This is a genomic window from Nocardia sp. NPDC006630 (genome assembly GCF_040611495.1).
In the GTDB taxonomy this organism is placed as follows: domain Bacteria; phylum Actinomycetota; class Actinomycetes; order Mycobacteriales; family Mycobacteriaceae; genus Nocardia.
Genome location: NZ_JBEXOK010000002.1, coordinates 285,323 through 299,055 on the forward strand (window position 1 = coordinate 285,323; position 13,733 = coordinate 299,055).

Sequence of the window (13,733 nt, forward strand, 5' to 3'; positions counted from 1 at the left end):
CGGTCACCCCGCAAGTGCTTTCGGAATCGTCGCGTGTTCCGGCAGGATCACCCCGCAGCCGAGCGAGGCTGCGAAGGCGGCCGCCTGGTAGCGGTAGCACCGCCGGATTTTCAGCCGCGCCTGTGTGGACAGGTCGCGGGTGATGGCTTCGATGCGCGGCAGATCGCCGCGCAGGGGTTCGGTAATGGTCACCAATGCCCCGAAGCGGGTCACACCGTGACCCCTGGCCTGTTCTTCTCGGGCCTGCTGGGTGGCGCCGACCCGGATGGATGCGGCGGCCGAGACGACACCGCGCTCGCTCTGCTGAGCGACGAGCGCGTTCTTGAAGTCGTCATCGACGATCTGGGCGGCATCGCCGGCCGAATGCGGCCGGAAGACGATGGCGATACGTTTGCGCGGCACTTCGGGATTGGGCGCGAGCAGCCGCTGCAGCACACGCTCGTCGACCGCGCCCTCGGGAGCGGTGTCCATCTCCCAGGTGACCGAGCGACCGCCGTCGTGAATGAAGTGGTCCCAGCGCTCTTCGTGCGAGACCGGCCCGGCATCGGCCCAATCCAGGCCGTGCCCACCGGGTTCGCCCGAGGCGACCTCGAGGTCGGCCTGCGAGGCCGGATCGTAACTGCGCCGAATGTAGGAGATGACCTCATCGGCCGACATGGGCTGGCAGCGCACGCCCGCCTCCGACAGCGCCGCGCAGATGCCCGGCAGCCGGCGGCCGATCTCGACCGCCTCCTCCGCCGGGTTCTTCCGGCGTTCGGCGGTGGTGGCCTTGAAGGTGATGGCCACGCGCGGCAGCAATTGCACCCGCTCCTGCGGCAACTCGGTCGCCAATTCGTACATGACCTGCTGCGCCAGCTCCGGCGCCTCGGGCCGGGTGATGGCCGAAACCTCGGTGAGCAAACGGTTTCCGGTCTCGGGCACGGTATCGATCACCGGTACCACGGCCACGATGTCCGAGGTCTGCCCGAGCGAGGCCAGGAAGGTGCCCCAGGCCGACACCCAGCGATCGATCACCGGCTGGTCGACGGCCTCGTGGCCCTGCGGCCAGGCCCGCAGCACGACTGTGTACTGGCCGAACTGGGGTAGGTGGATCATGCCGAAGCTGTAACCGCCGGCGTCGATGCCCTCGTACAGGCGCGACGGAGCCATCAGGCCCGGCAGCCGGGTCACACCGCCCGGAATCCGGGAGAATCGGCCACCGCGGTAGACGTGTTCGCCTTTGCCGCGGCCCCGCAACCAATGGAACATCATCAATCCGTTCTCGTAGCCGGAGCGGCCCCCCGTCCGCCACACCAGTGGAGTCATCACGATCAGGCCGAGTCCGGCGACGAACAGCGCCGGTTTCGGGCCGGCGATCATCGCCGTCAGCAGACCGGTGATCACGACCGCGAACCCGACCACGGTCTCACCCCAGCGCAGGCCGAAAAGTCCTGCGCTGCGCGGCTTCTGCCACAGTCCGTACGAGCGACGCTCGTAGGTGTCGGTCATGGTCATCGCGGAATGGTGCTCCTGCCGAGATCGGGGGAACGGTTGGCCCAGCGGTCGCCGGCCAGATCACCCGCGGTCGCATCGGCCCGATTCAGGCCCGCGGTCGCCGCACGCACCTGAGCGACTCGATTCGCTGCTGCCCGTGTCGCGCCTGACGGTACTGCGGCCGATCCACCGGAAGCCGCAGGACTCGCGGCAGCACCACCGCCGCCACCGCCGCCCGGCGCCGGGGACGGACGCGGACCTCCGCCGCCTCCCCCGCCACCGCCGCCGCCCCGACCGGCGATACCGCCCGGTGGTCGCGGACCGCGGCCCGGACCGACAAATCCGGCGGAGCCCGGTCCGGCCATGGCACGCGCACCGACGGCCCGGCTGCCGACCGCACCGATGGCGGCCACGCCGACCAGGGTGCCGGTGGTCGCGGTCAGACCGGAACCACCGCTACCCACGATCGCCACGGCCGGGGTGGCCAGGCGCATGAGGGCGGGCAGGACGAACGCGGCACTGCACAGCAGCACGATCGCGACCAGCATGCGCTGGGCCTGATCGGAGTCCGGCAGCGTTGCGGCGGTGGACAGATCATCCACGTGCCCGGCGGTGGTGAACGCGATCATGTAGACGATCGCGGCCACCGGTTTGTACAGCATGAAGGCGATGATCCAGCTGATCAGCTTCGGATAGGACTGCCTGCCGGTCGAGGTGCCCGAGGCCGCCGCCGCCAGGGGCAGCACGCCCGCCGCGACCACCAGCAGACCCTGGCGCACGATCGCCAGAATGATCTGCGCGAGCGCGCCCAGCAGGCCCACGATCGCGATGATCAGCACCAGACCGGGCGAGAAGGCTTGCAGCTTCGAGGTTTTCACCATCAGCTCGGCAATGTTCTTGGCCTGGCCGTCGGTGGCGTCGTTGATCACCCACTCGGAGAACTTGTCCGAGGCCTGGGTGCCCGCGACGATGACCGCGCCCAGCATCCAGGAGCTGAACACCACGCGGGCGAACATTCTGAACGATTCCGCCGCCTCACTGACCGCGGCGCCGCGTCTGGCTTCGGCGAGTTTCATGCCGGACAGGATCACCGAAACCATGAGCAGCAGAATCTGTAGCTGATAGGTGTAGTCGTTGATCTTGGTGAATAGTGCGCCGGAATCACTGATCCGATCGTTGGGCACCTTCATCCAGAAGGTCAGCGCCAGGATCAGCGCCTCGCCCAGACCGTTCATCAGCGAGTCCACCACCTTGCCGAAGGTGGAATCCCACGCCTTGTCGCGCACGGCCGCGGCCGCGTCGGTCGGGTGGGTGGCGACATTGCCGGCCTTACAGGCGGCCGAGGCCGCGTCACCGAGGCTCACCCCGGGGATACCGAGACCGTCGAGCGAATCGTGTAAGTCGTTGCACGCCTGGTCGAACCCGTAGGTCTGTCCGTACGCCACCGTCGGCGTAGCGATCATGACGGTGAACACGACCGCGAAGATCGTGAGAATGCGCCTCACCATATGGTCCACCCCTCGAAGGGTCGCAGGGCCACTTCATTCACCATTCGTTCCGTTACCACCGGGTCCACCCCGCAAGGGAATCCACGTACTCGGTCTGCGAGGTCTTGGAGGTCGACGGCTTGAGCCGCCAATCCCCGGCATCCCACACCATGATCAGCCGTACGGCCGCCCACAGCTGTCTGTTGTCGACGACCGGCCCGCGCGCCGCGAGCCGCACGATCGCCATATCGTCGGCATAGTTCTCGACCTGGAAGGCGTCGGACGCCACCAGGTACCGGGTTACCTTCTCCGGCTGCTGTTTCGGCAGCCGCTGATCCGCCAGGGCCTGGTCGTAGGCGGTCACCTGCTGCGCCGAAACCCGCACCTGCCGCACATAGAGCTCACGATCGGCGGGGCGGGCATTGAGCCGGTAGGTGATCTGCGCGGCGGCCAGCACCGCTCCCTGCGGTGTGTGCGAATAGCCCACCGCCAGACCGTCTTCCAAACGCGACGGGCCATCGGAGGTGGAGAACGGCACCGAGGCGCCGTAGACCCGCTGCCAGCCGTCCGGATCGACGGTGCCCGCCGGGGCGGCGGTCAGCCAGTCCTGATCCGAAGGCTTGTGCTGTTTGCGCACATCCTGCGGAAGCGGCTGCCCGGCAACGTTGTTGGGAATATCGACACGGCGGCCGAACAGATCCACCTCGGGCGCCGCGAAACCTGTCGCGCCCGCATCGGAGACCGCCGGAGCCGTAACGTCGGGTTTGGTAGCGGAGGGGCTGTTGTCACGCCCGATGTAGACCACGACGCCCACGACGATGATCAGGATCACCACGGCTGCCGAGGCAATGACGCCGAACGAGATGCGGTCGCGCTCGGGCGACTCCTTCTCGTTCATGACGACGCCTCCGAAGTATGTATGTCACTTGACATTTCAGTGCTGGACAATGTGTGCGGACCGAACCCTCTATGCAGGCAGCAGGGCGAGAGCGATAGCGCTGGCCGAACTCGCCATGATGGCGCCCAACAGGCTCATCACCACCCCGTGCGTCGCTTCGTTGGCGGCCAGATCGCCGCGGAAGTGGTACCACAGCTTGCCGGCGGACAGGATCATCCAGGCCAGGCAGAACAGCAGCACGCACCACAGCAGCCAGTCGATCAGCTGCATCATCGGCCGAAGGACATCGGCCGGCATCTGCTTGTATGCCAGCACGGCAACTGTGGCGGACACTAGGTGATCACAGCGTTCATGATCGTGCCCGCACTGGTCGCGATGATTCCACCGATCATGGCTCCCGCCACCATCTTCGGCGACTCCAAACCGCCTCCTGACCACTTCTCCCAGGCGAATCTGCCGCCCGCGTAGGTGATTCCCATGATTCCCGACAACAGGACGAACCAGGTGAAGTAACGAACCAGCTTCAGCAATTTGTCCGACGCGGGCGGAGCCTCGGGGGTCGGATTGCCGACCTGGGCGAGGACCTGCGTGTACGCGTCGTGTACGACGAGGATCATGCTCATTGTCTGTCCTTTTCCAAATACGAACCGCTAGTGACAATCTCCCCTTGGATGAGGGAACCTCTTCGGGCACAACGCATTCCAACAGTCACAATGATCACTCGTCCGCTTCCGGGGCGTCCGGGCGGGGGGCGTCGAGCGCGTCCTGCGCCGCCGCCACGATGTCCGAGCCCAGCTCCCAGATGTCGGAGGTAATCTCCTGCAGCGCATCGGTTTTCCGCTTGCGCTGATTCGGCACCGGATCGGCGGGCGACCAGACCGGCAGCTGATCGGGCTCGACCAGCGTCCACTCCTCGTGCCACGGCACCTGCCACACCTGACCGGCCAGCGAACCGACCACATCGCGATAGCGGCGGATCTCCACCGGAATACGGCCCGGCCGCGCCGCCACCGTCACCAGGCCCAGCACCTCACACGGCCCGGCCAGGCCGGCGTGATGCTGGCGCAGCAGATCGTGGGCGCGGGTCAGGCCGGAGATGGTCTCGCGGGCGACCAGCACCACGAACGGGGATTCGCGATCGAAGACTCCGGGCCAGCGGCGATACGAATCCGCCGCCGGCGCAAGCAGATGCGCGAGAGTGCTGGCCCCGGCGCCGCCGTGCACACCGAGCAGCCACACCAGTGGCGCGCGGCCGCCGCCGGGTACGGGACGGTCCCAAATCGGTGCGCGGCGGGCTTCCGGGGGTGGCACCACACCTGCCGCCATTGCGGTTTCGGGGGAGGGTCGACGTTCCTTCATGGCTGCGGTCATGATGCCACCCCGGCAAGCAGGCGGCGATATGCCCGGCGTGTCTCGTTAGCCAGATCTCCGTGCCGCACAAGCTCTCCGCGGGCGAGGTGGGGGTCGTAGGGCACTTCGCGAATATCACCGACCCAGCCGTCGAGATGTTCCCGCAAATGGTCAGCGACTCGAGAATCACCACCCGGCAACTGATGTGAGACAACAATCGTGGTATCTCCGACGATTCCGTCACCCTGCCCCTCGCCGGGGCCGCCGAACTGATCGTCGAGCCACTCCAGCGTCACCCGCAACCGGTTGGCGGCATCGGCGCGGGCCGGAATCGACAGCACCAGAGCGATATCCCCGTCTTCGAGCAGCGGGCGCAGGTGCCGGCTGGCGATGGGGCTGCCGCCGTCGTAGACCGGCGCATAACCGGACTCGTCGATCGCGCGCGCCACCGTGAGATAGGTGGCGCGGCGGCGTAGCGGGGCCGGATCGCGCCACAACAGGCCGATGCCCGAGGTCGCCCGCGAGAGGCATTCCTTGAGCGGTGCGGCCTCGTCGTCACCGCGGCCGTAGAGCCACGCCTGCAGACTGATCGGGCTCAAATGCTCGTCAGCGCCCCGCAATGCGAGATCGCTGCCCGCGAAAGTGGCGTCCACGGCTACCGTTTGCGCACCGGCGGCGCCGATCTCGCCCGCGATGCCCAGAGCCGTCGTGGTGGCGCCCGCGCCACCGCAGCCACCCACCACCAGAATCGGGCGCTGCGCCGGACCGGCCTCGCCGGAATCGCCGCGGCGCTTACGCAAGCGCACTACCGGAGCCTTGGAACGCGCGGCACGGCCTGACGATTCGCCCTCTTCGGGCACCTCGTCGAGCCAGCGGCTCCAGTCCTGATCCATCGTTCTCAGCTCTCCCTCTTATCCAGCCGGAATGCCTGCGGCGGGGATATGGTCGCCGATCGCCACGGTCGCCGTCATTTCGTTGTACGCCGCCGGGAGGTCACTCGGACCGGAACGGGGGTCCGTTCCGAGTGTGCCGATGGATTGCGAAGTGCCACTGTGTGAGTTGAGCACATAGAGAGCAACTCCTCCGGCAGCAGCCAGCAACAGGATGGCAACAATCAGGAAAGCGAGCGCGAAAGCCCGTCGGCGCCTGTATCGATCGGGCGAGACGGGCACCGCGCGTGTCTTGGCGGCGGCGTCCGTGTCCACGGCGTCCAACAGTGCCGAGGCCACATCCGGTCGCGACCCATCATCCTCGCCATCGCCCGGAAATTCCACGACGGTGGAACCGCGATAACGCAGTTTCGGTGTGTAGGAAGCGGACTCGTGATCGGTCATCCAATCGGACCAGGCGCCGCTGAAGTGCGTGCGGCGCAAGACCGATTCCGGAACCGGGGGGAAATCGAGATCGGGCTCATCGTCCCGGATGTAGTGCGGAAAACGGGCCGGGCCGTCATCGCTCGTGAGCGGCTCACCGAAAGCCGTCTCGCCGTGCGCATCTGCGGACCCGGGCGCCGCGCCTACCGCGCCCTGCGGGGCGGGCTCCAGTGCGGGATACCAGCGCGAGAGTTTTTTGTACGACTTCAACATTGCTCGGTTATCCGTGGAGCCAGGCGCGTCGTGCTGCATCGTCGGACCCTCTCGGCGGTCGGTCGTGACGGACGGTCGGTGTCGCAGGACGGCCCGCCGTCACCGCGCCGCCGGTTGCGTCGCAGTCAAGACGGTCCCGATCAGAAATTATTTCGCATGTGCAGGATTCCAGCGACTCGACGCGCCGGAAGGCACTCCTTGTATTCCCCGCGCGTACGCGATAGCAGGCCCGTCAGCGGCCTGTGCACACCACGCCGGGGACCCGCTCTCACGTACCGCCACACAAGAATCTACATTCACAAGACAAGCTATTTGGAGGTTTTGTGAAGACAGCAGACATCGCCGCGATCGTTACCGGCGGCGCGTCCGGACTCGGCCTGGCCACTGTGCGCGAACTGCACTCGGCCGGAGTGAAGGTCGTGATCATCGACCTGCCCTCGTCCGACGGCAAGGCTGTGGCCGAGGAACTCGGTGAGCGCGTGGTGTTCTCGCCCGGCGACGTGACCAGCGAAGAGGATGTCACCGCCGCGCTGGACGCCGCCGAGGCACTCGGTACGCTGCGAATTGCCGTGAACTGCGCGGGAATCGGCAATGCCATCAAGACGGTCGGCAAGCAGGGCGCGTTCCCGCTGGACTCGTTCAAGAAGGTGGTGAACATCAACCTGATCGGTACGTTCAACGTCATCCGCCTGGCCGCCGAACGCATCTCGGCGACCGAGGAGGCCGACGGCGAACGTGGCGTCATCGTGAACACCGCCTCGGTGGCCGCGTACGACGGCCAGATCGGTCAAGCCGCCTACGCAGCCTCCAAGGGCGGCATTGTGGGCTTGACGCTTCCGGTCGCGCGCGATCTGGCGTCGTACAAGATTCGCGTCATGACGATCGCGCCGGGCCTGTTCCACACGCCCATTTTCGCCAATGTGCCCGAAACGATGATCGCCGCGCTCGGCGCGCAGGTGCCGCATCCGGCGCGCCTGGGCGACCCGGCCGAATACGCCGCACTGGTGCGCCACATCGTGGAGAACCCGATGCTGAACGGTGAGACCATTCGTCTCGACGGCGCGATCCGCATGGCGCCGCGCTAAAGAGCCGCCTGTGACAAAGGCAACAGCCGAAACCGGCCGAGAGTTGTTCGCTCTCGGCCGGTTTCGGCGAGTTGCAGTCAGGAATGCTTGCGGCACTGCCGCTTCGGCGGCTCAGGCCCCGAGGGAGAGGATGAGCTTGCCCGTCGAGGTGCGGCTCTCCATCAGGCGATGGGCCTCGGCGACCTCGCCGAGCGGGAATTCGGCGGTGATCGGCAGATCCACCTGACCACTGGTGACCAATTCGAAGGCGCGCGAAGCGATTTCGCGCAGCGCCTGCGGCTCGTTCGCGGTCAGGCTGAGGATCGAGAATCCGGCGACGGAGCGACCGCGCGGGTAGAGCTGCGGCGAGCCGACCTGCCAGGCGGGTTCCCCGCCCGCATTGCCGAACGAGACCAGGCGGCCGAACAGCGCCAGTGCGTCCAGCCCGCGCTGCAGGGTCTGCCCGCCCACCGGATCCAGCACCAGATCGACGCCGCGACCGCCGGTGGCGGCGCGGACCTCGTCGTCGAAGGTGTCGCTCAGGAACGCATCGTCGTAGCCGAGCTTGCGGGCGTAATCCGCCTTGGCCGCACTGGAAACCACGCCGTACACCGCACCGGCTCCGGCCAGCTTGGCCACCTGCCCGGCCACCGTGCCGACACCGCCGGCGGCGGCCTGCACCAGCACGGTCTCCCCCGGCTGCAACCGGCCGACCGTGTGTACGAGCGCATAGGCGGTCGGCAGCACCGTGGGAAGAGTGGCGGCAGTGCGCAAATCAACGCCCTCCGGCACCGGGAACACGGTCGCGGCCTTGGCGACGGCCACCTCCGCGTACGCGCCGCCCTCGGTGATGGCGGCGACCGGCTGACCGGCGGTCAGGCCCTCGACCCCCGCGCCGACGGCCCGCACGTGACCGGACAGCTCCAGCCCGGGCACGAACGGCAGGCCCGCCACCCGATAGCCGATGGACCTGGCCTGCAAGTCCGCGAAATTCACTCCGACATAGGCGACATCGATGGTCACCTCGCCCGCACCCGGCTCCGGCAGCTCGAGCTCCACCAGCCGCAAGACCTCCGGCCCGCCGAACTCATCGAAACGCACACCGCGCATACCGCGACCTCCACATCCTGAAAACAGCAACGTGGAAGCATAACGACGGCAGCCGTTCTGCATTCCCGGCTCTGGGCCTAGGCTGTCCGGCATGACGCCGCTGCAGCGCTATATCGCAGAGGAAATCGCCACCGACCACGTCGAGGGCCTGCTCAGTCGCCGTGAGGCGCTGCGCCGGCTGGGCATGCTCGGGCTGGGCGCACCGGCCGCTGTCACGCTGCTGGCCGCCTGCGCCGACAAGGCCGGCGATTCCCCCACTCCCCCAACCACATCGACGTCGGCAGCAGCAGTGCCGACCACACCTCCCGGATCGAGCACCGCACTACCGACCAGCCCGATCACCTTCCCCGGGCCGGACGGCCGCACCCTGCAGGCCGCCTGGGCGGCCGCGGCGCAACCGCGCGGCGGAGTGCTGGTCATCCACGAAAACCGCGGGCTCACCGACCACATTCGTTCCATCGCAGGCCGTTTCGCGGGAATCGGATACAACGCGCTGGCGGTCGACCTGCTCTCGGAGGAGGGCGGCACCACCAGCTTCAGCGAGGAGGCGGCGGCCACCGCGGCCCTGGGCAAACTTCCGCAGGAACGCTTCATCGCCGATCTGCAGGCGGGTGTCGCCGAACTCGCGCAGCGCACACCGGGAAAGAAGCTGGGCGCCACCGGTTTCTGCTTCGGCGGCGGTCTCACCTGGCTGCTCCTGACCACCGGCACCCCGCAGTTGGCGGCCGCCACCCCGTTCTACGGTCCCTTCCCCGATGGCGGCGAGATCGCCACCAAAGCCGCGGTCCTGGCCATCTACGGCGCCCTCGACAGCCGAGTCGACGCCTCCCGCCCCGCCGCGGAAGCGGCCTTGAACAAGATCGGCGCCGAGCACGACTTCTTCGTGGCGCCCAATGCCGACCACGCCTTCTTCAATGACACCGGACCGCGCTACGCCCCCGCCGCGGCCGCCGAAGCCTGGCAGCGCGTGACCGACTGGTACGCCCGCTACCTGATCTGAGCGAGACATCCCGGCACAAAACCGCCCGCGTGATCCGATCGGATCACGCGGGCGTTGTGCGCAGGCAGCTCAGCCGAAGTGGCAGACGTAATGCACCGGCTCGATGACCTCGATCTGGAACGAGCTGTCCCCCGGCACCGAGAACGTCTCGCCGCCGCGGTAGACCACGGTCTCCTCCGCACCGGCGAGCGTCACCTTGCACTCACCCTCCAGCAACTCCATGATCTCCGGCGCGCCGGTGGTGAACGTCAGCGTGGCCGGGAGAATGACGCCGACCGACTTGCTGGTGCCATCCGCCAACACAATGTTGTGGCTGACGCACTTGCCGTCGAAGTAGACATTCGCCTTCTTCGTGACACTGACATTCTCGAACGCGGTCATGAACTCTCCTGGTAGGTGGCGTGGAAGAGGTCAGCCTACTAGAGCGCGGCAGGGGTGCTGACCAGGCCGATACCCAACCGGTCACCGGCTCAGAGCGCCCGCGACACCGCCTGCTGCCGGCGCAGTGCCGCGTCGAGGGCGAGGGTGTCCTCCAGCACGAGGTCGTCGGTCAGGCGACCCCACCGCAGGGTGAGCCATTGGATCGCGGTGTTGCCGTACGGCGTTCCGTCGGCCAGCGTGGCGCTGACGCGCAATTGCGCCGCGACGGTGGTACGCCAGGGCCACCCGTTCGCGACCACGTCCACGAGTTCCAGCCGGACCCCGGGCAGTTCCCGCTCGAACCGGTCGAACCACTCCCGAAACGCCTGCCGCCCACGCACATCCGCACCCAGCGGCGTATCGCCGAGGAACCGGAACCGAACATCCGGCGCAGTCATCGCCACCGCCGCATCGAAATCACCCGCGCCGACGCGCCGCCACGTTCTCCGAACCAGGGCCCGCACAATTGCGTGATACATATAATGACGTTAACCTGCTGGCTTGCTTCTAGCAAGGGACTGATATGGCAAGAACGGACTTCAGCCGCATCGCATGCTCGATCGCCCGATCAGCCGCGATCGTCGGTGACGGCTGGGCACTGCTAGTAGTACGGGACATCACCCTGGGGCTGCACCGGTTCGACGAAATCCAGCGCGACCTCGGCGTGGCCACCAATGTGCTGAGCGACCGATTGCAACGGCTGACCGCATGCGGACTCCTGGAAAAGCACCGCTACGAACAACATCCGGACCGCTACGAATACCTGCTCACCGAAAAAGGCCGAGACCTCGTCCCCGCCCTGCTGGCCCTGATGGCGTGGGGCGACCGCTGGGAGGCCGGGCCGGACGGGCCGCCCCTGCTAATGCACCACCACGACTGCGATCACACCACGGAAGCCACGGTGACCTGCCGCCGATGCGGGCACGAATTGACCGCGGATACCGTGGACTACCGGCCCGGTCCCGGCGGTCGGACCGCTCCGGGAACCGCATTGATCGCCGGCCTGCTCTAACGGCGCTGCAGACACCAGACTTCCAGGTCACCACCGGATCGGTACTTGAAGGACATGCCGTCCCTGCCGTAGCACCTGTCGCCGAAGTCGACGGCCGCCGGCGCGGAGTCGGCATTCGGACCGGATCCGGTGAGCACGAGTTCGTCGAGAATCTTCCAGGTCGCCTCACCCGCGGCACAGGGCACCGCCTTGCGCGGCGGGTTCGCGCTGTCGGTCTGCCGCAGGCAGTGACCCGGTGAAATCGTCAGACCGTCAGTGAGATTCAGTGATTCGTCGGCGAACCTGGAGAACCAGACACTATTGCGGTAGAGCAGCACTGTCGCGAGGCAGCCCACCACGACCGCCGCGGCGATACCGATCGAGATGCGACCCCATCGCCGACGCCCGGCCGACCGCGGCGGTGCATCCAATTCGATCGGCGCCACCTCCTGATCAGGCTCGGCGGCAACGGTTTCCAGAATCCGCGGCGGAGCGCTCGCCAGGGCGACGGTGGCCCGAGGTGTTCGATCCGGCTTGCGGTGGAGCAGGTCCCGGGCGGCGCGAACGGACGGCCGCCGGGCGGGATCCTTCGCCAGCAGCGCGGTGATCATCGGCTCGAGCCGACCGGCCGCGGGTACAGCCGGAACCGGTTCGAACAGCAGCGCGCTCAGCGTGGCCGTCACATTGTCCCGGTGATAGAGCGAGGTGCCGGTCACCGCGTAGTACAGTGTCGCGCCGAGCGAGAAGAGATCACTCGACGGTGCCGTCACCCGCTCGCCGGTCCGCTCAGGCGCCAAATACTCCATTGAACCGATCAGCACCCCCGTCTTCGTGACCAGCGTGTCGGATTCGTGCACCGCAATACCGAAGTCGGTCAACAGGATCTTGCCGTTCGCGGCCAGCATGACATTCGAGGGCTTCACATCCCGATGCACGATGCCGGCATGGTGCGCGGCCTCCAGCGCATTCAGCATGGCCTCGGCGACCCACGCGGTCTCCTCGACCGTCAACGGTCCCGCCGATTGCACCCGCTGTTCCAACGACTGCCCGTTGACGATCTGCATGACCGTCCACGGAATGCCGCTTTCGATCACCACGTCGTAGACGCCGACGATATTCGGATGATCGCGCAGGCGGGCCGCATTGCGCGCTTCGTGTTTCGCGCGTAACAGCAGTTCCTGATGCTCCTGGTCGGGCAGAATCCGGGCAAAGGTCACTTCCTTCAGTGCCACTTCGACATTGAGCGCCTCATCGTGCGCCCGCCAAACCCGCCCGAAGCCGCCTGAGCCCAGCACCTCGACGAGGCGGTATCGGCCACATACCGAATGGGCTGGTTCGAACATTCCAGCCATAGAGACCCCCGATCACCCACACCCCCTCGCCGTGGTGTGCACGATGATCGTAGGCTGCTCACCCGATTGTGGCGTTGTCAGCAGCAGATCCGCTGCCACCGACTTCTACAGCGCCGCAAGCACTCCGGCAGAATCTGCGCGATCTAGGGGGTCCAGACGTATGGGGTTGTGGTGGTGATGGCGGTGAAGCCCCAGCGTTGGAGGATGGGGCGGCTGTTTTCGGTGGCGTCGACGTGGAGGTAGCGGATGCCTCGGGCTGTGGCGATGCGGGCGCGGTGGGCTACCAGGGCTCGGTAGATGCCGCGGCGGCGCCAGGCGGGGAGGGTGGCGCCGCCCCAGAGGCCTGCGAATTCGGTTTCGGGTTCGATTTCCAGGCGGGCTGCGGAGACCATTCGGCCGGCGGCTTCCGCGACCACTACGACGGTCCGGGCCGGATCACTGCGCAGTTGGTCGATCAGGGCGGTGGCCAGCCAGGTGCGGTCCTCTTGCCATATCTCCGAGGACAATTCGGCGAGGCGGTGCAGATCGGCATCGGTGTGGACCTCCCGGAGGGTGATGCCGTCGGGGGCTGGGGCATCCAGGATGGGCAGGTCGGAGGCGACGCCTATCAGGACAGTCTCGCGCTCCTCGGCGACGAAACCTGCGGACAGGAGTCGCTGTGGGATGTCGCCGGGCAGGTCGTGGGCGCGGGTCTTCCATTCGACGGCCTCGCCTCGGGCTGCGAAGAAGCGCCGCTGCCGGGCGATCACGGCGTCCAGGGCCCGGCCGCAGAGTCCGAGATCCCTTGGGCCGCTGATGAAACCGCGCTGCGCGAGTCCGGCCACCCGATAGACGGGCCCGTCCCGCTCGACCCGGGCGCCGGGTGGCAGATTCCTGATCTCCGCTGCTCGCAGCTGGTCGTCGTAGGCAGCAAGAAGCGATGCGATGTCGGCCACCGGGCCACGCTAGTGCGCACCCATCGCGGACGCAGCTGATTTTCGACCGCGCAGACAACTGCGCGGC

At 67.3% G+C, this 13,733-nt stretch carries 16 protein-coding genes; 3 read left to right on the forward strand and 13 right to left on the reverse strand.

What is annotated here, in order from left to right; genetic code table 11:
* Positions 1-3: 3 nt before the first annotated feature.
* The 8 genes from ABZX86_RS05605 to ABZX86_RS05640 all read right to left on the reverse strand — a co-directional run bounded on the left by ABZX86_RS05605 (position 4) and on the right by ABZX86_RS05640 (position 6,794).
* Complete coding sequence (locus tag ABZX86_RS05605) at positions 4-1,494, reverse strand: SCO6880 family protein (protein WP_327145613.1); 1,491 nt, start codon at positions 1,492-1,494, stop codon at positions 4-6.
* Positions 1,491-2,981, reverse strand: coding sequence for a hypothetical protein (locus tag ABZX86_RS05610; RefSeq protein WP_355120368.1), 1,491 nt, complete (start codon positions 2,979-2,981; stop codon positions 1,491-1,493). The genes ABZX86_RS05605 and ABZX86_RS05610 overlap by 4 nt, the downstream gene beginning before the upstream one ends.
* Before the next feature lie 52 nt (positions 2,982-3,033).
* On the reverse strand, positions 3,034-3,858 hold the full coding sequence (locus ABZX86_RS05615) for a hypothetical protein (protein ID WP_355120370.1): 825 nt from the start codon (positions 3,856-3,858) through the stop codon (positions 3,034-3,036).
* Positions 3,859-3,927: 69 nt separating this feature from the next.
* Entirely contained in the window at positions 3,928-4,191 is a 264-nt protein-coding gene (locus tag ABZX86_RS05620) for a hypothetical protein (protein ID WP_355120372.1), read from the reverse strand.
* Positions 4,191-4,481 (reverse strand): hypothetical protein, encoded by a 291-nt coding sequence (locus tag ABZX86_RS05625; protein ID WP_297614170.1) that lies wholly within the window; start codon positions 4,479-4,481, stop codon positions 4,191-4,193. The genes ABZX86_RS05620 and ABZX86_RS05625 overlap by 1 nt, the downstream gene beginning before the upstream one ends.
* A 94-nt stretch (positions 4,482-4,575) precedes the next feature.
* Positions 4,576-5,229 carry a DUF6668 family protein gene (locus ABZX86_RS05630; protein ID WP_327145609.1) on the reverse strand — a complete coding sequence of 218 codons (654 nt, stop codon included), beginning with the start codon at positions 5,227-5,229 and terminating at the stop codon, positions 4,576-4,578.
* Positions 5,226-6,101, reverse strand: coding sequence for a hypothetical protein (locus tag ABZX86_RS05635; protein ID WP_355120374.1), 876 nt, complete (start codon positions 6,099-6,101; stop codon positions 5,226-5,228). Before ABZX86_RS05635 ends, ABZX86_RS05630 begins: the two co-directional genes overlap by 4 nt.
* Positions 6,102-6,119: 18 nt before the next feature.
* On the reverse strand, positions 6,120-6,794 hold the full coding sequence (locus ABZX86_RS05640) for a hypothetical protein (RefSeq protein WP_355120376.1): 675 nt from the start codon (positions 6,792-6,794) through the stop codon (positions 6,120-6,122).
* A 323-nt stretch (positions 6,795-7,117) separates the two neighbouring features.
* Here ABZX86_RS05640 and ABZX86_RS05645 point away from each other — a divergent pair, with 323 nt between their 5' ends.
* On the forward strand, positions 7,118-7,879 hold the full coding sequence (locus ABZX86_RS05645) for a 3-hydroxyacyl-CoA dehydrogenase (RefSeq protein ID WP_355120378.1): 762 nt from the start codon (positions 7,118-7,120) through the stop codon (positions 7,877-7,879).
* A 111-nt stretch (positions 7,880-7,990) separates the two neighbouring features.
* Here the strand turns inward: ABZX86_RS05645 and ABZX86_RS05650 are convergent, their stop codons facing one another.
* Positions 7,991-8,968, reverse strand: coding sequence for a zinc-binding dehydrogenase (locus ABZX86_RS05650; RefSeq protein ID WP_355120380.1), 978 nt, complete (start codon positions 8,966-8,968; stop codon positions 7,991-7,993).
* A 91-nt stretch (positions 8,969-9,059) separates the two neighbouring features.
* Here ABZX86_RS05650 and ABZX86_RS05655 point away from each other — a divergent pair, with 91 nt between their 5' ends.
* Positions 9,060-9,968 carry a dienelactone hydrolase family protein gene (locus ABZX86_RS05655; protein ID WP_355120382.1) on the forward strand — a complete coding sequence of 303 codons (909 nt, stop codon included), beginning with the start codon at positions 9,060-9,062 and terminating at the stop codon, positions 9,966-9,968.
* 69 nt (positions 9,969-10,037) lie between these two features.
* Here the strand turns inward: ABZX86_RS05655 and ABZX86_RS05660 are convergent, their stop codons facing one another.
* Positions 10,038-10,349, reverse strand: coding sequence for a pyrimidine/purine nucleoside phosphorylase (locus tag ABZX86_RS05660; RefSeq protein WP_355120384.1), 312 nt, complete (start codon positions 10,347-10,349; stop codon positions 10,038-10,040).
* A gap of 89 nt (positions 10,350-10,438) precedes the next feature.
* A complete protein-coding gene (locus ABZX86_RS05665; protein ID WP_355120386.1) occupies positions 10,439-10,867 on the reverse strand; it encodes a nuclear transport factor 2 family protein in 429 nt (142 codons plus the stop codon).
* A gap of 44 nt (positions 10,868-10,911) precedes the next feature.
* Here ABZX86_RS05665 and ABZX86_RS05670 point away from each other — a divergent pair, with 44 nt between their 5' ends.
* Positions 10,912-11,400: a helix-turn-helix domain-containing protein gene (locus ABZX86_RS05670; RefSeq protein ID WP_355120388.1), complete on the forward strand. Its 489-nt coding sequence runs from the start codon at positions 10,912-10,914 to the stop codon at positions 11,398-11,400.
* On the opposite strand, the gene ABZX86_RS05675 is transcribed toward ABZX86_RS05670, so the two are convergent.
* A complete protein-coding gene (locus ABZX86_RS05675) occupies positions 11,397-12,722 on the reverse strand; it encodes a serine/threonine-protein kinase (RefSeq protein WP_355120389.1) in 1,326 nt (441 codons plus the stop codon). The genes ABZX86_RS05670 and ABZX86_RS05675 overlap by 4 nt on opposite strands.
* Before the next feature lie 152 nt (positions 12,723-12,874).
* Positions 12,875-13,666: a GNAT family N-acetyltransferase gene (locus tag ABZX86_RS05680; RefSeq protein ID WP_355120391.1), complete on the reverse strand. Its 792-nt coding sequence runs from the start codon at positions 13,664-13,666 to the stop codon at positions 12,875-12,877.
* Between the last annotated feature and the right edge of the window lie 67 nt (positions 13,667-13,733).

Coding starts and splice junctions, on each gene's coding strand:
- ABZX86_RS05610 (WP_355120368.1), bottom strand. CDS start 2,981: ATGGTGAGGCGCATTCTCACGATCTTCGCGGTCGTGTTCACCGTCATG.
- ABZX86_RS05650 (WP_355120380.1), bottom strand. CDS start 8,968: ATGCGCGGTGTGCGTTTCGATGAGTTCGGCGGGCCGGAGGTCTTGCGG.
- ABZX86_RS05605 (WP_327145613.1), bottom strand. CDS start 1,494: ATGACCATGACCGACACCTACGAGCGTCGCTCGTACGGACTGTGGCAG.
- ABZX86_RS05655 (WP_355120382.1), top strand. CDS start 9,060: ATGACGCCGCTGCAGCGCTATATCGCAGAGGAAATCGCCACCGACCAC.
- ABZX86_RS05675 (WP_355120389.1), bottom strand. CDS start 12,722: ATGTTCGAACCAGCCCATTCGGTATGTGGCCGATACCGCCTCGTCGAG.
- ABZX86_RS05660 (WP_355120384.1), bottom strand. CDS start 10,349: ATGACCGCGTTCGAGAATGTCAGTGTCACGAAGAAGGCGAATGTCTAC.
- ABZX86_RS05625 (WP_297614170.1), bottom strand. CDS start 4,481: ATGAGCATGATCCTCGTCGTACACGACGCGTACACGCAGGTCCTCGCC.
- ABZX86_RS05665 (WP_355120386.1), bottom strand. CDS start 10,867: ATGTATCACGCAATTGTGCGGGCCCTGGTTCGGAGAACGTGGCGGCGC.
- ABZX86_RS05670 (WP_355120388.1), top strand. CDS start 10,912: ATGGCAAGAACGGACTTCAGCCGCATCGCATGCTCGATCGCCCGATCA.
- ABZX86_RS05615 (WP_355120370.1), bottom strand. CDS start 3,858: ATGAACGAGAAGGAGTCGCCCGAGCGCGACCGCATCTCGTTCGGCGTC.
- ABZX86_RS05635 (WP_355120374.1), bottom strand. CDS start 6,101: ATGGATCAGGACTGGAGCCGCTGGCTCGACGAGGTGCCCGAAGAGGGC.
- ABZX86_RS05630 (WP_327145609.1), bottom strand. CDS start 5,229: ATGACCGCAGCCATGAAGGAACGTCGACCCTCCCCCGAAACCGCAATG.
- ABZX86_RS05640 (WP_355120376.1), bottom strand. CDS start 6,794: ATGTTGAAGTCGTACAAAAAACTCTCGCGCTGGTATCCCGCACTGGAG.